The sequence below is a fragment of the Pseudomonas sp. DW-iso17 genome (assembly GCF_058725345.1).
The window spans coordinates 247,725-264,445 of record NZ_JBZXEA010000041.1 but is presented as its reverse complement, the minus strand read 5'-3'; the positions used below and the strand labels follow the sequence as shown (position 1 = coordinate 264,445).

Here is a 16,721-nt window from a genome sequence, read left to right as displayed (position 1 = left end):
TTAGACGATTGTCGACAATGTGTATTTATTCTTTGACTATGAGAGGCTTATTGGCTAGTTTTTACGGCATTGATTTTAAAGGTGTCGACAATATGCTGGAGCAACTGGAAAAACCATCGGTGGCACCAGACGATTCCCAGACCATGTCAGAGAACGTCTTCCGGCGTATCCAGGCCGCCATCGTCAAAGGCGAAATCGCCCCCGGTAGCAAGATTTCCGAGCCGGAGCTGGCGCGCACCTACGGCATCAGTCGCGGCCCGCTGCGCGAAGCGATCCATCGCCTGGAAGGCCAGCGCCTGCTGGTGCGGGTGCCTCATGTCGGCGCACGCGTGGTGTCTTTGAGTCACGCCGAGCTGGTCGAACTGTATGAGATTCGCGAGTCCTTAGAGGGCATGGCCTGTCGCCTGGCCGCCGAGCGTATGACTGACGCAGAGATCGAGGAGCTGCGCCAGGTGTTGCACACCCACGAACGGGATGCGGCGTTCCAGGCCGGTGTCGGCTATTACCAGCAGGAAGGCGACTTCGATTTTCACTACCGCATCATTCAAGGTGCCGGTAACCGCACCCTCACCCAAATGCTCTGCGGCGAGCTGTATCAACTGGTGCGCATGTACCGCATCCAGTTCTCCGCCACCCCCAATCGTCCACGCCAGGCCTTTGCCGAGCATCACCGCATTCTCGACGCGATTGCCGATCGCGACGGTGAACTGGCCGAACTGTTGATGCGCCGGCATATCGGCGCCTCCAAACGCAACATTGCCCGTCACTTCCCGGACGGTGCGCCTTCATCACGAGGTGAGTCATGAGTTCCAACAACAACAGCACTCCCGGCCAGCGTTTCCGTGACGCCGTCGCCAGCGAACAGCCCTTGCAAGTGGTGGGCGCCATCAATGCCAACCATGCGCTCTTGGCCAAGCGCGCCGGCTTCAAGGCGATTTACCTGTCAGGTGGCGGTGTAGCCGCCGGCTCCCTGGGCGTGCCGGACTTGGGCATCACCGGCCTGGATGACGTGCTCACCGACGTGCGCCGCATTACCGACGTGTGCGACCTGCCGCTGCTGGTGGACGTGGACACCGGTTTCGGCTCCTCGGCGTTCAACGTGGCACGTACCGTCAAGTCGATGATCAAGTTCGGCGCCGCCGCCATCCATATCGAAGACCAGGTGGGCGCCAAGCGCTGCGGTCATCGCCCCAACAAAGAAATCGTGTCCCAGCAGGAAATGGTCGACCGCATCAAGGCCGCCGTGGATGCGCGCACCGATGACAGCTTCGTGATCATGGCGCGCACCGACGCCCTGGCGGTCGAGGGCCTGGAGTCCGCGCTGGAGCGTGCCGCCGCGTGCATCGAGGCCGGTGCCGACATGGTGTTCCCGGAAGCCATCACTGAACTGGAGATGTACAAGCTGTTCGCCTCCCGCGTGAAGGCGCCGATCCTGGCGAACATCACCGAGTTCGGCGCCACACCGCTGTACACCACCGAACAGTTGAAATCTGCGGATGTTTCCATTGTGCTGTACCCGCTCTCGGCTTTTCGTGCCATGAACAAGGCCGCCGAGAATGTCTACACCGCGATTCGTCGCGACGGTACCCAGCAGAATGTGATCGACACCATGCAAACGCGCATGGAGCTTTACGATCGCATCGACTACCACACCTTCGAGCAGAAGCTCGACGCGCTGTTCGCCGCGAAAAAATAAACCCTGTGGTTCCCTGAACAACTACAAAATTGGAGAACGAACATGGCTGAAGCAAAAGTATTGAGTGGTGCTGGCCTGCGTGGCCAGGTCGCCGGGCAGACGGCACTGTCCACCGTGGGCCAGGCCGGCGCCGGCCTGACCTACCGTGGCTACGACGTACGCGAACTGGCCGCCGACGCCCAGTTTGAAGAAGTCGCCTACCTGCTGCTGTACGGTGAATTGCCAACCCAGGCCGAACTGGCCGCTTACAGCAACAAGCTGAGCAAACTGCGTGACTTGCCCCAGGCCCTGAAAGAAGTGCTCGAACGCATCCCCGCCGACGCCCATCCGATGGACGTGATGCGCACCGGGTGCTCGTTCCTGGGCAATATCGAGCCGGAGAAAGATTTCAGCGTGCAGCGCGATGTCACCGACCGCCTGCTCGCCGCGTTCCCGGCGATCATGTGCTACTGGTATCGCTTCAGCCACGACGGCCAGCGCATCGACTGCGTGACCGACGAGCCGAGCATCGGTGGCCACTTCCTGCACCTGCTGCATGGCAAGAAACCGAGCGAGCTGCACGTCAAAGTGATGAACGTGTCGCTGATCCTCTACGCTGAACACGAATTCAACGCTTCGACCTTCACCGCACGGGTGTGTGCATCGACATTGTCCGACCTGTATTCCTGCGTCACCGCTGCCATCGGCTCCCTGCGCGGCCCGCTGCACGGCGGTGCCAACGAAGCGGCGATGGAAATGATCGAACGTTTCTCCTCGGCCCAGGAAGCGGTTGAAGGCACCCTTGGCATGTTGGCGCGCAAAGACAAGATCATGGGCTTTGGCCACGCGATCTATAAAGACAGCGATCCGCGCAATGAAGTGATCAAGGGCTGGTCGAAAAAGCTCGCTGACGAAGTGGGCGACACCGTGTTGTTCCCGGTCTCCGAAGCCATCGACAAGACCATGTGGGAACAGAAGAAGCTGTTTCCTAACGCCGATTTCTACCATGCCTCGGCGTACCACTTCATGGGCATCCCGACCAAGCTGTTCACGCCGATTTTCGTATGCTCGCGCCTGACTGGCTGGGCTGCGCACGTGTTCGAGCAGCGCGCCAACAACCGCATCATCCGTCCAAGCGCCGAGTACACCGGCGTTGAGCAGCGCAAGTTCGTGCCAATCGAACGTCGCTGAATGGGATGGGCTGTGCCCGCTGGCTCATATGCTTTTTTGTGGGAGCTGGCTTGCCTGCGATGGCATCACCTCGGTGTACCTGTCACACCACAGTGATGCCATCGCAGGCAAGCCAGCGCCCACAGGAAACAAAGCCAGTGTCGACAGTTCACCTTTCGAACTTACCGTGACCGAGTCCTGACGATGAACACTGAATTTCGCAAACCGCTCCCCGGCAGCCGCCTGGATTTCTTCGACGCCCGTGCGGCTGTTGAGGCAATCACCCCCGGCGCCTACGCCACGCTGCCCTACACCTCGCGCGTGCTCGCCGAGAACCTGGTGCGCCGTTGCGACCCGGCCACCCTCGACGCGTCCCTGAGCCAACTGATCGAGCGCAAGCGCGACCTCGACTTCCCGTGGTTCCCGGCCCGCGTGGTGTGCCATGACATCCTCGGCCAGACCGCTCTTGTCGACCTCGCCGGCCTGCGCGATGCCATCGCCCAGCAAGGCGGCGACCCGGCGCAGGTCAACCCGGTGGTGCCCACCCAACTGATCGTCGACCACTCCCTGGCCGTCGAGGCCGGTGGCTTTGACCCGCAAGCCTTCGAAAAAAACCGCGCCATTGAAGACCGTCGCAACGAAGACCGCTTCCACTTTATCGAGTGGACCAAAAAGGCCTTCAAGAACGTCGATGTGATCCCGCCGGGCAACGGCATCATGCACCAGATCAATCTGGAGAAAATGTCCCCGGTGATTCAAGTGCGTGACGGTGTGGCCTTCCCGGATACCTGTGTCGGCACCGACAGCCATACGCCTCACGTAGACGCCCTGGGTGTGATCGCCATCGGCGTCGGTGGTCTGGAAGCCGAGAGCGTGATGCTCGGCCGCGCGTCGTGGATGCGCCTGCCGGAAAGCGTTGGCGTGGAATTGACCGGCAAGCTGCAACCGGGCATCACCGCCACCGATATGGTGCTGGCACTCACCGAATTCCTGCGCCAGCAAAAGGTGGTCGGCGCCTGGCTGGAGTTCTTCGGCGAAGGGGCGTCGGCACTCACTTTGGGTGACCGTGCCACCATCTCCAACATGGCCCCGGAGTACGGCGCCACCGCCGCGATGTTCTACATCGACGCGCAAACCATTGCCTACCTCAAACTCACCGGTCGCGAAGACGAACAAGTCGCCCTGGTCGAGCAATATGCACGCCACACTGGCCTGTGGGCGGACGACCTGAAAGGCGCGCAGTACGAGCGCAGCCTGAGCTTCGACCTCTCCAGCGTCGTGCGCAACATGGCCGGCCCGAGCAACCCTCATGCCCGCCTGGCCACCCGCGACCTGGCGTCAAAAGGCATTGCCGGCCAATGGGATGACGTGCCGGGGCAAATGCCCGACGGCGCAGTGATCATCGCCGCCATCACCAGTTGCACCAACACCAGCAACCCGCGCAACGTGATCGCCGCCGGCCTGTTGGCACGCAACGCCAACAAGCTTGGGCTGACCCGCAAGCCGTGGGTCAAGTCGTCCCTGGCGCCGGGCTCGAAAACCGTGGCCATGTACCTGGAAGAAGCCGGACTGGGCCATGAACTGGAAAAACTCGGCTTTGGCGTGGTGGCCTTTGCCTGCACCACCTGCAACGGCATGTCCGGCGCGCTCGACCCGGTGATCCAGCAAGAGATCATCGACCGCGACCTGTACGCCACCGCAGTGTTGTCGGGTAACCGCAACTTTGACGGGCGCATTCACCCTTACGCCAAGCAAGCGTTCCTGGCGTCGCCGCCGCTGGTGGTGGCCTATGCGATTGCCGGTACCATCCGTTTCGACATCGAAAAGGACGTGCTCGGCCTGGATGCCGACGGCAAGGAAATCCGCCTGCAAGACATCTGGCCGAGCGATGAAGAGATCGACGCGGTGGTCAAGGCTTCGGTGAAACCCGAGCAATTCCGTGCGGTGTATATCCCGATGTTCGCCATCCACGAAGACACCGGGCCCAAGGTCACGCCGCTGTACGACTGGCGCCCACAAAGCACCTATATCCGCCGCCCGCCATATTGGGAAGGCGCGCTGGCCGGCGCACGGCCGCTCAAAGGCATGCGCCCGCTGGCGGTGCTGCCGGACAACATCACCACCGACCACCTGTCGCCGTCCAACGCGATCATGCCGGACAGCGCCGCCGGTGAATACCTGGCGAAAATGGGCTTGCCGGAAGTCGACTTCAACTCCTACGCGACACACAGGGGTGACCATTTGACGGCGCAGCGCGCCACCTTCGCCAACCCGAAACTGTTCAACGAAATGGTGCAGGAAAACGGCAAGGTCAAGCAGGGCTCTCTTGCGCGTATCGAGCCGGAAGGCAAGATCACGCGGATGTGGGAAGCGATTGAAACCTACATGGAACGCAAACAGCCGCTGATCATCATCGCGGGCGCCGACTATGGCCAGGGCTCGTCCCGCGACTGGGCGGCCAAGGGCGTACGCCTGGCCGGTGTGGAAGCGATTGCCGCCGAAGGCTTCGAGCGCATCCACCGCACCAACCTGGTGGGCATGGGCGTGTTGCCCCTGGAGTTCCTGCCAGGCACCGACCGCCACACCCTGCAAATCGACGGCAGTGAAACCTATGACGTGGTCGGCGAGCGCACCCCGCGTGCGCAACTGACCCTGGTGATCAACCGCAAGAATGGCGAACGTGTCGAGGTGCCAGTGACCTGCCGCCTGGACACCGCCGAAGAAGTGTCGATCTACGAAGCCGGTGGCGTGTTGCAACGTTTCGCCCAGGACTTCCTGGAATCAAAGGCGACCGCCTGAAGAGGATAACCATGGCACACGTAGCGCAAATCAAAATCCCCGCCACCTACATGCGTGGCGGCACCAGCAAGGGCGTGTTCTTCAGCCTCCAGGACCTGCCCGCCGCGGCGCAGGTGCCGGGCCCTGCACGCGACGCCTTGTTGCTGCGGGTGATTGGCAGCCCCGACCCCTATGACAAGCAGATCGACGGCATGGGGGGGGCCACCTCGAGCACCAGCAAGACCGTGATCCTGGCCAAAAGCAGCCGCGCCGATCACGACGTGGATTACCTGTTCGGCCAGGTCTCCATCGACAAGCCATTTGTCGATTGGAGCGGCAACTGCGGCAACCTGTCGGCGGCGGTGGGTTCGTTCGCCATCAGTGCCGGCCTGGTCGATGCGGCCCGCGTACCCCATAACGGCGTGGCCGTGGTGCGGGTGTGGCAGGCCAATATCGGCAAGACCATCATCGCCCACGTGCCAATCACTGACGGCGCGGTGCAGGAAACCGGCGACTTTGAACTGGACGGCGTGACCTTCCCGGCTGCCGAAGTGCAGTTGGAATTCATGGACCCCGCGGCGGAAGAAGAGGGCGGTGGTGGCTCGATGTTCCCCACTGGCAACCTCGTCGACGACCTGGAGGTACCCGGCGTCGGTACCTTCAAGGCCACGTTGATCAACGCCGGTATCCCGACGATTTTCATCAATGCCCAGGACTTGGGCTACACCGGAACCGAGCTGCAAGGCGCGATCAACAGCGACCCCAAGGCCCTGGCGATGTTCGAGACCGTGCGGGCGTATGGCGCGTTGCGCATGGGCCTGATCAAACACCTGGACGAAGCCGCCCAGCGCCAGCACACGCCCAAGGTGGCGTTCGTCGCCAAACCTGCCGATTACGTGGCCTCCAGCGGCAAGGCGATCAAGGCCGGCGATGTGGACCTGCTGGTGCGCGCCTTGTCGATGGGCAAACTGCACCACGCGATGATGGGCACCGCGGCGGTGGCGATTGGCACCGCCGCGGCGATTTCCGGCACCTTGGTCAACCTGGCGGCGGGCGGCGTAGAGCGCAATGCCGTGCGCTTCGGGCATCCGTCCGGCACCTTGCGCGTGGGGGCCGAGGCCAGCCAGGTGAACGGTGAATGGGTGGTGAAAAAAGCCATCATGAGCCGCAGTGCGCGGGTGTTAATGGAAGGCTATGTGCGCATCCCCGGCGACGCTTTCTAGCTTGATCGTTCCCACGCTCCGCGTGGGAACGCCGCCTGGGACGCAGAGCGTCCTGCTGTGACGCAGAGCGTCACGGGATGCATTCCCACGCGGAGCGTGGGAACGATCAACATCAACCTTGACCTCGAGGAACAACCCCAACTTTTAGGAGAACCGCCATGAGCGCCAACGTCGACCAGAACAACCGTCCCGACTACGACCCGGTGTTGCAGGACATCGCCGACTACGTCCTCAACTACCGCATCGACTCCCAGGACGCCCTGGATACCGCCCGCAACTGCCTGATGGACACCCTCGGCTGTGGCCTGCTGGCCCTGCGCTTCCCCGAGTGCACCAAGCACCTGGGGCCGATGGTAGAGGGTACCGTGGTGCCGTTTGGCGCACGGGTGCCGGGCACTTCGTTCCGCCTGGACCCGGTCAAGGCCGCCTGGGATATCGGTTGCATCGTGCGCTGGCTCGACTACAACGACACCTGGCTCGCTGCTGAATGGGGCCACCCTTCGGACAACCTGGGCGGCATCCTCGCCGTGGCCGATCACCTGTCGCAAAAGCGCCTGGCCAATGGCGACGCGCCGTTGACCATGCGTGCAGTGCTGGAAGCGATGATCATGGCCCACGAAATCCAAGGTGTGATTGCCTTGGAAAACTCCTTCAACCGGGTAGGCCTCGACCATGTGTTGCTGGTGAAAGTCGCTACCACGGCGGTCACCGCCAAGCTGATGGGCGCCAACCGCGAGCAACTGCTATCGGCGTTGTCACACGCTTTTGTCGATGGCCAGGCGCTGCGCACCTATCGCCATGCACCGAATGCCGGCTCGCGCAAATCCTGGGCCGCAGGCGATGCATCGAGCCGCGGCGTACGCCTGGCAGACATCGCCTCGCGTGGCGAAATGGGCATCCCCGGTGTATTGAGTGCGCCGCAGTGGGGCTTCTACGACGTGCTGTTCAGCCACACCAACAAGGACTTGGCGCTCAAGCCCGAGGATAAGCGCGCGTTCAGCCTGCCCCAACCCTACGGCACCTACGTGATGGAGAACGTGCTGTTCAAGATCAGCTTCCCGGCCGAGTTTCACGCGCAAACTGCCTGTGAAGCGGCAGTCGCCCTGCACCCGCTGGTCAAGCATCGCCTGCATGAAATCGACCGCATCGTGATCACGACTCACGAGTCGGCGATTCGCATTATTTCCAAGGTCGGCCCATTGGCCAACGCCGCTGATCGCGACCACTGCCTGCAATACATGACCGCCGTGCCGTTGGCGTTCGGCAACCTGGTGGCCGAGCAGTATGAAGATGATTTCCACGCGGCCCACCCGATCATTGATCAGCTGCGCGACAAGATGGTCATCGTCGAAGACCCGCGCTACAGCCGCGAATACCTGGAGGCCGACAAGCGCTCCATTGCCAACGCGGTGCAGGTGTTTTTCACGGATGGCACCTGCACCGAGCAGGTGGTGGTGGAGTACCCGATTGGCCATCGCCGCCGTCGGGTGGACGGCATTCCACTGCTGGAAGACAAGTTCAAGGCCAACCTGGCCACGCGGTTCACTGCGCAACGCAGCGCCGAAATCTTTGCGTTGTGCAAGGATCAGGCACGGCTTGAGGCGACGCCAGTCAACCGTTTCATGGACCTGCTCACGATCTGAAAAACAACGCGGTTAATGTGGGAGCTGGCTTGCCTGCGATAGCGGTGTGTCAGCCCCACATGAATTGACTGGATGTCAGCTATCGCAGGCAAGCCAGCTCCCACAGTTGATTGAAGTTCTGCTTCAGAATCTATTCAAACCGCAGTATCACCCGGCGGTTGTGCTTGCTCTTCTTCTCGATCTTTTCGCAGAACACCCGGCCGATTTCCTCGGTATTGAGTACATGGGTACCGCCGCAGGGCTGGATATCGATGCCGGGGATTTCAATCACCCGGACCGAACCGGAGACCACCGGCGGCGCAACCGCCTGGGTGCGGGTGATCTGCAGCAGGGTCGCGTACTCGGTGGCGGGCATCGACAGAGTTTTGACCGCGTGGGCTTGTTCGATAAGGGCGTTGAGGTCTTGGGTGAGGCGGTCTTTGTCCAAGGTCATTTCTGGCAGGTCGAAATCCAGGCGGCCTTTATCTGCGCTGATGCTGCAACCGGTCACGGGCGCGTCGATGAGCGAACACAGCAAGTGCAGGCAAGTGTGCATCTTCATGTGCTGGTAGCGCCGCTCCCAATCCAGCCCAGCGTCGACCTGGACGCCAGCGGCCAACTGTTCGGGGTAGTGGTCCACCTGGTGCCAGATGATCGAGCGCAACACCGGATCGCGCACGGTGCCGGTCACTTCCACCCGTGTGCCATCGGCCAGAGTGAGGTGACCGGTATCGCCTGGTTGCCCGCCGCCGGTGGGGTAGAACAGGGTGTGCTCCAGGGCGATACCCTGTTCGCTGACGGCAATCACCCGGGCGCTGAAGGCGTTCTGGTAGGGCGCGCTGTCGAACAGCGCCAGGGTTTCCATGGTATGCACGGACATGTTCAACCTCCGACGATCAATGGGGTGGCTTGCAAGAGGTGGCGCACCAGTGCGCTCAAGCCAGGGGGAGAGAGCAGGGTGATTTCAAATTCCGGCCCGCACACCTTCAGGTTCAGCGGCAGGCGTGGCAGTTGTTCGTCGTTGTCGAGGCGACGCAGACGAAACTGCAGGTGATGCCGCTCTTTCACCGTGGGTTCAAGCATCAGCCCTTGCAGTGGATGAAAGTCGGCGTCCAGCACGGTGACCTTGTGGCCGGCACTCACTTCGCCCACCACGTGCAAGCGCTCATCCAGGGCAAAGGCGCCGAGGTAGTTGCTGTGGTCCGATTCATCGTTTTTTTGCAGTTGGATCTGGTTGACCACCTTGACCTTGGTGCCTGCCGGCACGTCTTGGGTAATCACGCAGGAGGGGCTGATAAACACGTTATCGCCGATCGAAACATAGCCCAGCACCCGGGCGCCGGCGCCGACTTCGACGTTGTTGCCCAGGCGCGGGTGGCGTTTGCCGTCCGGGTTGTTGGCAATACCGCGCGCACCCAGGGTCACGCCGCAGAGGATGTAGCAGTCGTTGCCGATCACGCAGGTTTCGCCGATGACGGTGCCGTAGCCATGGTCCAGCACAAATCGGCGGCCGATGCGCGCTGCCGGGTGAATCTCGGCACCGGAGAGGATCTTGCCCTGGTTACTCAGCTTGAGGGCCATGCGCGAAAAATCGCCGTTGTCTGGGCCCTGGAAATGCCACACCAGGTGCGCAAGGCGGTAGAACAGCACGGCCTTGAACGAGGCGTAGGATTCCAGGATCAACTCACCGCGCCCACGGGACGCGGGGTCGCGATAGGCATAGGCAATCAGGTCCTCGGCCACCGCCTGCGCGGCGTTCTGAATCAACGGCGCCAGGTGCGGCTCCAGTTGCTTCATCTGTCTGGGCGTGAGGGTGGTGATGAGATGGGTGAGCAACTCATCGTGCAGCTGTTGCATGTCGATAAAGCCCCCCATGGAGACACCCCCGTATGTTGGATGGTTAAAAACCCGGTTACTCGAAACTGGGCAGGTAGCTGTCGGCATTGTCGTAGACCATGGTCAACACCACCGTTTCAGGCGGCAGTTCGGGGGCGAGTTGGGCGATGGCGACCATGTTGGCGGCCGAAGACAGCCCCAGGCTGATGGCATCGGTGCGCATGATGCGTTTGATCATGTCCAGGCAATCGGCGTGCGACACCTTGAGCATGCCGTCGATCACGTCCAGGTTGAGGATGCTAGGGATCAGGCCGATCGACAGGCCCTGGATCCCGTGCGCCGCGTGCCGGTCTTTGAGCAGGTCGCATTCTTCCGGTTCTACGCCCATCACTCGCAGCGCGGGCCAGGCGGCCTTGAGGGTTTCGCCGATACCGGTGATATGGCCCCCGGTGCCAATGCCGCTGACGAAGTAATCCACGCGCTGTTCACCGAAGGCGCGAAGGATTTCCGGGGCGGTGGTGTCACGGTGGGTTTGGGGGTTGGCGCCATTGCGTTGCTGGTTGAGCATCACGTAGTTGGGGTTTTCCAACTGCAGCTCCATGCACTTTTCGCCGTGGGAGTTATTGCCCAGGCGGCTATCGGACAGCACTACCCTCGCACCGTACAGACGCAGCAGCTTCTGTTTTTCCGGGCTGTAGTTGTCAGGGATCACCAGCACCACTTTGTAGCCCAGCACATTGCCGGCCATCACCAGGCCAATGCCGGTGTTGCCGCCACTGGGTTCGATGATGGTCTGCCCGGAATCACGGATCAGCACACCGCGGCGCTCGGCATCCAGGATCATGCCCAGGGCGATGCGCGCCTTGTGGCTGCCACCGGGGTTGAGCGACTCCAGCTTGGCGTAGACCTCGATGCCGAGGTCTTCGGAAAACTGGGCCAGACGCACGATCGGCGTCTGGCCGATCACGTCGAGAATGGAGTTATGCAGCATCAGCACGTCCCCACTCTCAGTAAAGCGGCATGTCAGGTTCGACGTCGCGAACCCAATGTTTCATGCCGCCCTGCAGGACTTTGGTGTTGGCAAAGCCAGCGGCCAACAGGGTGCTGGCGGCTTGCTCGGCGCGGGTGCCTGCGTAGCAGATCAGGTAGTGGGTGTTGTCGCGGCTCAGACTGGCGAGCTGCCCATCCAGTTCTGCCAGCGGGATATGCACCACGCCCGGTAATTTGCACACTTCCAGTTCGCTGGCGTCACGCACGTCCAGCAATACATCGGCGCTGCTAGGGTGTTCGAGCACTTGCTTGAGTACCTGGGGCTTGATGTAGCGTTCCGCGGCCAGGGAGGGCTGGCTCGGTAAGGCATCGGCGCAGGTGGCCGGCGCGACGGTTTCGCTGTGGCGCAGGTCCGAGCAGCAGGGGCAGTCAGCGCGGCGCTTGAAGCGGATCTCGCTGAACTTCATCGCCAGCGCGTCGAAGCGCATCAAGCGGCCGGACAAGGGTTCGCCAATGCCGATCAGTAATTTGATCGCCTCGGTGGCCTGGATCATACCGACCACGCCCGGCAACACGCCGATCACACCGCCCGCGCTGCAATTGGGCGCCAGCTCTGCGGGTGGGGCCTTGGGGAACAGGCAGCGATAGCACGGCCCACCTTTATAGTTGAGCACGCTGATCTGCCCGTCGAAACGGTAGATGGCGCCGTACACCAAGGGTTTACCCAGCTGCACACAGGCGTCGTTGACCAGGTAGCGGGTGTCGAAATTGTCGGTGCCGTCGATCACCAGGTCATAGGCGCCCACCAGTGCCAGGGCGTTGTCGCTGTTGAGCGCGGTGTTGTACGCGTTGATCTGGATATGCGGATTGAGGTCCAGCAGGCGCTGCTTGGCGGACTCGACCTTGGGCATGCCCAGGGTGCTGTTGCCATGCACGATCTGGCGTTGCAGGTTGCTGCTTTCCACCACATCAAAGTCCACCAGCCCCAGGGTGCCGATGCCGGCCGCCGCCAGGTACAGGCTGATGGGCGAGCCCAGGCCGCCGGTACCGATGACCAGCACCTTGGCTTTCTTCAGGTTCAATTGGCCTTCGCGGCCGACGCCTGGCAGGGTGATGTGGCGCACATAGCGCTGCACTTCTTCGTTGCTCAGGGCATCGATGTCCATGCCACCTGAAGTGGCGAGCAACACTTCGATCCGGGCTTTTGCTGGCAGGGGTTCATCGGCGTCGATCAACGCCTCCTCGGCGGTAAACAGGAAGTGTTCCTTGAGCTGGTCGTTCTTTTCATGGAACAGGTGCTGACGCAATTGGGGGTGATGGGTGCAGAGATTTTCAATGACTTCGCGCAATGTCGATCCGGCGCCCTCAAGGGTCGATTCCGGCAGCTTGGCCACGCGAACCAGAATGTCGGGGAAAGAGACAGCGTTCATGGACAACTCCGTGTGCAGGTCGTTGAAAGGTTGAAGGGAGAAATGCTTGCCATCCCAGGCAAACAGCTTGGAGCCCAGGGCCTGGCCCTGGCGGACATCCACCACCAAGTAGCTGACGGGGAAGATCGGCTCGCCCAGGAACAGTGCCTTGTCCTGGTCTTCGTCACTGAAATAGGCGCCCACATCCGGGTGTGAGTGGTAAATCACTACCACCGGGTTGTCACTGCGAAACGCCTTGTTCATCAGCAGGGTGTCGGCCACCGAAAAGGTGTAGCCATTGGCCGCGCTGCGTGGGTACATCTCGGGGTTCTTGCGGTGCAGTTCATTCTGGATATTGCTGCCCAGGTACACGCTGCCGTCGGCGAAGACGAAACCACAGCACTCCTCGGGGTAGCTGCGGCTGGCGTGGGCGTAGATCTGTTCCAGGGCGGTGGGGCGGAGGACGTCCATGTTTCTCTCGCGTTGATTGAGGGTCACTTTTTCTTGGCCATGAGTTTTTCGATCGGCAACTTGGTGATCGCAAAGCCGGCCAGCAGGATCGCCGAGTACAGCATCAGGTCGCGGGAAATTTCCACGCCTTCGTACCAGGCACCGATGATGACCGCGAACACCGGGAAGATGATGAACACGAACGACAGGATGATCGGGCTCAGGCGCTTGAGCAGCATGAAATACACAATGAACCCGCCCACCGAGGCCACCAGCCCCAGGTAGAACAGCGCGCTCCAGGAGCGCAGGGTAATGGCGTCGAACGTTGGTGTTTCAAACCACAGGCCGGCCAGGAACAGCATCAGCCCGGCAATGCCGATGGGCAGGGTGTTGTAGGTGATGACGCTGATGGCGCTGCCTTTTTGCTTGGTAATGACATAGCACAAGGCGTGCATGATCGCGGCGCTCAGAATGGCCAGTACCCCGAAGAACTCGGCGTGGTCCAGGTGCAGGCCCTGGCTCTTGATGATCATGTAAAGGCTGCCGAAACCGATGCCGATGCCGACCACCTGGGAAAAATAGATGCGCTCGCGCAGGAACAGCGCCGAGAAGATCAGGATGAATACCGGCATGCAACTGAACAGCAGGGCGGTGAGGCCCGACGACACATGCATTTCGCCGTAGTTGAGCAAATAGTAGGGAACGCTGAAGTAAGACAGGGTCACAAACACGAAGAACCAGCGGCTTTCCCGGGGAAACAGGATCGGCTCACGGCGCACCATGGCAAAACACAGGAACAGCGGAAACGCGATGAGAAAGCGCAGGCCGGCGGATGTCAGCGGCGGCACGCTCTCGACGGCGATCTTGATGCCCAGCCACGTGGTGCCCCAACTCAGGCACACGATCAGGAACATCACGCTGGTCACCAGCCCGGCGAGCCACTGTTTTTGCGTTTTTGTTTTTGCAGTGTTTTCGAGAACGGCGGACATTGGCATCGTTTATTGCTTCCCTGAGCCGGAATTGAACTCTATATTGAACTTGTAATGAGTTATGTTTATCGGCGATTGAACCCGTAAAAGCACACTATTAGGGCGAAAGATGGCTGTCAAAACAAATATTGACATGGTGTCAATTATGCGTGAGGGCTTGTCCAACGGGCAGGGCGTGAAGTACAAGCGCCTGTCCGATGTGATGGAACGGGGCATCCTCGAAGGCTTGATTGAACCGGGACGAAAACTGCCGCCCCATCGGGTGCTTTCCGACAATTTAGGCGTGACCATCGGCACCATCAGCCGGGCTTACGGTGAATTGGAGCGCCTGGGCCTGGTGGTTGCACGGGTGGGTGACGGCACCTTCGTGCGCAAGCGTGGGATGGAGCGCCAGCGTGATGAGGGCTTTCGTAATTTCAGCGAGGAGCCGCGCCAGTACTTCGACATGAGCCGCAACATGCACATTCCCGGGCAAGAGACGGTGTTTCTCGCCCAGAGCTTTCAAACCCTGTCGAATAATGCCAAGTTCCTCCAGGACATCAGCGCCTACACCCCCGACGCCGGCCTGCCGCGTTACCGTGAAGCGGGCGCGCAGTGGCTGGTGCAGCGCGAGTTTCATCCGATTCCCGAGCAGGTCATCTGCGTCAACGGCGGTCAGCATGGCTTGCTGTGCGCGATGATGGCGCTGCTGCGTGCTGGCGATACGGTGGTCACCGAGCAGTTGACTTATCCCGGGCTGATTACCGCTGCGCGTATGCTGGGGGTGCGGCTGATCGGCCTGGAGATGGACGAGGAAGGTGTGCTGCCCACGGCGCTGGATGAGGTCTGTCGCAATCACCGGATTTCGGCGTTGTATTGCACGCCGACTATCCAGAATCCGACCACCGCCGTGTTGTCGGTGGCGCGCCGCGAAGCCTTGGCCAGGGTGTGTCGCGAACATAACCTGCTGATTCTGGAGGACGAAGCCCACGGTGTGCTGGTGGAGGACCGTCCGCCGCCCCTCAGCTATTTCGCGCCTGAGCGTACGATCTTGATCAGCAGCCTGAGCAAGGCGGTGTCGGCTGGTTTGCGGGTGGGCTACGTGCATGCGCCGCCGGCGCTGGTCAGTCGCATTTCTGCGGCGCTGCGTTCGACCTGCTGGATGGCCACACCTGTGACTCTGGAGCTGGCGACCCAGTGGATTGAAAACGGCACGGCGGAATATTTGTTGCGTCAGCAGATCAACGAGATCAGCCGCCGCAAGACGTTAGTCGAAGATTTATTGAACGGCTTGGCCTATCGCACCCACCTCAACAGCCCGCACTTCTGGATCGAAGTACCGGAGCCCTGGCGGGCCTCGGAAATCGAGGCGGAGCTCAAGCAGAACAATTACCTGATCGCCACCGCCGAGGCTTTTGCCGTGGGGCAGACGGCGGTGCCGCAGTTTATTCGGGCGAGTATCTGCAACACGTCGGGCGATGATCAGTTATTGCGCGAGGGGTTTGACGCGCTGGCGACGGCGCTGGGGCAGGGGGGCGGGCGGTTTCATCTGTAAATCCGCGTTACCGTTGCTCGTTCCCACGCTCTGCGTGGGGATGCATCTTGCGACGCTCCGCGTCGCTATTGCGGGACGCGGAGCGTCCCAGGCGGCGTTCCCACGCAGAGCGTGGGAACGATCAGATCAGGCGACAGAGATCACTTGAAGCGCCGCTCCACACCCTTCTCCACCAGAATCTTCGCCGAAATCTCTTCCACCGAAAAATGCGTGGAATTGATGTGCGCAATATTTTCGCGACGGAACAGATTTTCTACTTCCCGCACTTCAAATTCGCACTGGGCATAGCTGGAGTAGCGGCTGTTGGGCTTGCGTTCGTTGCGGATGGCGGTCAGCCGGTCCGGGTCGATGGTCAGGCCGAACAGTTTGTGTGAGTGCGCGCGCAAGGCGGCGGGCAGGGTCAGGTGTTCCATGTCATCTTCGGTCAGCGGATAGTTGGCCGCACGAATACCGAATTGCATGGCCATGTACAGGCAGGTGGGGGTCTTGCCGCAACGCGACACGCCCACCAGGATCAGGTCGGCCTTGTCGTAGTAGTGGGTGCGGGCGCCGTCGTCGTTGTCGAGGGCGAAGTTCACCGCCTCGATACGCTCCATATAGTTGGAGTTATGCCCGATGGAATGGGACTTTCCGACGGAATAGGAGGAGTGTTCACTCAACTCCTGTTCCAACGGCGCCAGGAAGGTAGAGAAAATGTCGATCATGAAACCATTCGACGTTGCGAGAATCTCACGAATGTCTTGATTGACGATGGTGTCGAAAATGATCGGGCGAAAACCGTCTTTTTCAGCCGCCAGATTGATTTGTTGTACCATGGCCCGCGCTTTATCCACGCTGTCTATATAAGGCCGGGTGAATTTGGCGAAGGTAATGTTTTCGAACTGCGCGAGCAGGCTCTGGCCCAATGTTTCGGCTGTGATGCCGGTGCCGTCGGAAATAAAGAAAGCAGATCGTTTCATTTGAGCCCTGGGCCTTAAGCTGATGGCGAATCTTGGATATGATAGGCGCGATTTTGCCGTCCCGCAGTGGGCCGCATTCTCACTTA

At 61.0% G+C, this 16,721-nt stretch carries 13 protein-coding genes; 7 read left to right on the top strand and 6 right to left on the bottom strand.

Features of this window, described 5'->3' with window-relative positions; all coding sequences use genetic code 11:
- Positions 1–92 precede the first annotated feature (92 nt).
- The 6 genes from AC4PS6_RS22115 (at position 93) to prpD (ending at position 8,489) form a co-directional block, all read left to right on the top strand.
- On the top strand, positions 93–806 hold the full coding sequence (locus AC4PS6_RS22115) for a GntR family transcriptional regulator (protein WP_014719500.1): 714 nt from the start codon (positions 93–95) through the stop codon (positions 804–806).
- On the top strand, positions 803–1,696 hold the full coding sequence (gene prpB / locus AC4PS6_RS22110; RefSeq protein WP_003193320.1) for a methylisocitrate lyase: 894 nt from the start codon (positions 803–805) through the stop codon (positions 1,694–1,696). Before AC4PS6_RS22115 ends, prpB begins: the two co-directional genes overlap by 4 nt.
- Positions 1,697–1,738: 42 nt before the next feature.
- Positions 1,739–2,866 (top strand): bifunctional 2-methylcitrate synthase/citrate synthase, encoded by a 1,128-nt coding sequence (gene prpC, locus AC4PS6_RS22105; protein ID WP_014719499.1) that lies wholly within the window; start codon positions 1,739–1,741, stop codon positions 2,864–2,866.
- A gap of 183 nt (positions 2,867–3,049) precedes the next feature.
- Entirely contained in the window at positions 3,050–5,644 is a 2,595-nt protein-coding gene (gene acnD, locus AC4PS6_RS22100) for a Fe/S-dependent 2-methylisocitrate dehydratase AcnD (RefSeq protein WP_336826928.1), read from the top strand.
- Between the two features lie 11 nt (positions 5,645–5,655).
- Complete coding sequence (gene prpF, locus AC4PS6_RS22095) at positions 5,656–6,846, top strand: 2-methylaconitate cis-trans isomerase PrpF (protein ID WP_019820556.1); 1,191 nt, start codon at positions 5,656–5,658, stop codon at positions 6,844–6,846.
- 158 nt (positions 6,847–7,004) lie between these two features.
- Complete coding sequence (gene prpD / locus AC4PS6_RS22090) at positions 7,005–8,489, top strand: 2-methylcitrate dehydratase (RefSeq protein WP_336826929.1); 1,485 nt, start codon at positions 7,005–7,007, stop codon at positions 8,487–8,489.
- Between the two features lie 130 nt (positions 8,490–8,619).
- Here the strand turns inward: prpD and AC4PS6_RS22085 are convergent, their stop codons facing one another.
- The 5 genes from AC4PS6_RS22085 to AC4PS6_RS22065 are packed head-to-tail and all read right to left on the bottom strand — an operon-like array spanning position 8,620 to position 14,142.
- Positions 8,620–9,348: an alanyl-tRNA editing protein gene (locus AC4PS6_RS22085; RefSeq protein WP_336826930.1), complete on the bottom strand. Its 729-nt coding sequence runs from the start codon at positions 9,346–9,348 to the stop codon at positions 8,620–8,622.
- Between the two features lie 2 nt (positions 9,349–9,350).
- Positions 9,351–10,343: a serine O-acetyltransferase gene (locus AC4PS6_RS22080; RefSeq protein ID WP_019820551.1), complete on the bottom strand. Its 993-nt coding sequence runs from the start codon at positions 10,341–10,343 to the stop codon at positions 9,351–9,353.
- Positions 10,344–10,380: 37 nt separating this feature from the next.
- The gene (locus tag AC4PS6_RS22075; RefSeq protein ID WP_003193306.1) at positions 10,381–11,295 is read right to left on the bottom strand and encodes a PLP-dependent cysteine synthase family protein; all 915 of its coding nucleotides are present in this window, start codon (positions 11,293–11,295) and stop codon (positions 10,381–10,383) included.
- Between the two features lie 16 nt (positions 11,296–11,311).
- A complete protein-coding gene (gene moeB, locus AC4PS6_RS22070) occupies positions 11,312–13,174 on the bottom strand; it encodes a molybdopterin-synthase adenylyltransferase MoeB (protein WP_060767352.1) in 1,863 nt (620 codons plus the stop codon).
- Positions 13,175–13,197: 23 nt separating this feature from the next.
- The gene (locus AC4PS6_RS22065; RefSeq protein WP_019820549.1) at positions 13,198–14,142 is read right to left on the bottom strand and encodes a DMT family transporter; all 945 of its coding nucleotides are present in this window, start codon (positions 14,140–14,142) and stop codon (positions 13,198–13,200) included.
- A 109-nt stretch (positions 14,143–14,251) separates the two neighbouring features.
- On the opposite strand from AC4PS6_RS22065, the gene AC4PS6_RS22060 reads away from it, so the two are divergent.
- Positions 14,252–15,676: an aminotransferase-like domain-containing protein gene (locus AC4PS6_RS22060; RefSeq protein WP_014719490.1), complete on the top strand. Its 1,425-nt coding sequence runs from the start codon at positions 14,252–14,254 to the stop codon at positions 15,674–15,676.
- A 140-nt stretch (positions 15,677–15,816) separates the two neighbouring features.
- Here the strand turns inward: AC4PS6_RS22060 and ppsR are convergent, their stop codons facing one another.
- The gene (gene ppsR / locus AC4PS6_RS22055) at positions 15,817–16,635 is read right to left on the bottom strand and encodes a posphoenolpyruvate synthetase regulatory kinase/phosphorylase PpsR (protein ID WP_003193298.1); all 819 of its coding nucleotides are present in this window, start codon (positions 16,633–16,635) and stop codon (positions 15,817–15,819) included.
- Positions 16,636–16,721: the final 86 nt, after the last annotated feature.

Coding starts and splice junctions, on each gene's coding strand:
- AC4PS6_RS22115 (WP_014719500.1), top strand. CDS start 93: ATGCTGGAGCAACTGGAAAAACCATCGGTGGCACCAGACGATTCCCAG.
- prpB (WP_003193320.1), top strand. CDS start 803: ATGAGTTCCAACAACAACAGCACTCCCGGCCAGCGTTTCCGTGACGCC.
- prpC (WP_014719499.1), top strand. CDS start 1,739: ATGGCTGAAGCAAAAGTATTGAGTGGTGCTGGCCTGCGTGGCCAGGTC.
- acnD (WP_336826928.1), top strand. CDS start 3,050: ATGAACACTGAATTTCGCAAACCGCTCCCCGGCAGCCGCCTGGATTTC.
- prpF (WP_019820556.1), top strand. CDS start 5,656: ATGGCACACGTAGCGCAAATCAAAATCCCCGCCACCTACATGCGTGGC.
- prpD (WP_336826929.1), top strand. CDS start 7,005: ATGAGCGCCAACGTCGACCAGAACAACCGTCCCGACTACGACCCGGTG.
- AC4PS6_RS22085 (WP_336826930.1), bottom strand. CDS start 9,348: ATGTCCGTGCATACCATGGAAACCCTGGCGCTGTTCGACAGCGCGCCC.
- AC4PS6_RS22080 (WP_019820551.1), bottom strand. CDS start 10,343: ATGGGGGGCTTTATCGACATGCAACAGCTGCACGATGAGTTGCTCACC.
- AC4PS6_RS22075 (WP_003193306.1), bottom strand. CDS start 11,295: ATGCTGCATAACTCCATTCTCGACGTGATCGGCCAGACGCCGATCGTG.
- moeB (WP_060767352.1), bottom strand. CDS start 13,174: ATGGACGTCCTCCGCCCCACCGCCCTGGAACAGATCTACGCCCACGCC.
- AC4PS6_RS22065 (WP_019820549.1), bottom strand. CDS start 14,142: ATGTCCGCCGTTCTCGAAAACACTGCAAAAACAAAAACGCAAAAACAG.
- AC4PS6_RS22060 (WP_014719490.1), top strand. CDS start 14,252: ATGGCTGTCAAAACAAATATTGACATGGTGTCAATTATGCGTGAGGGC.
- ppsR (WP_003193298.1), bottom strand. CDS start 16,635: ATGAAACGATCTGCTTTCTTTATTTCCGACGGCACCGGCATCACAGCC.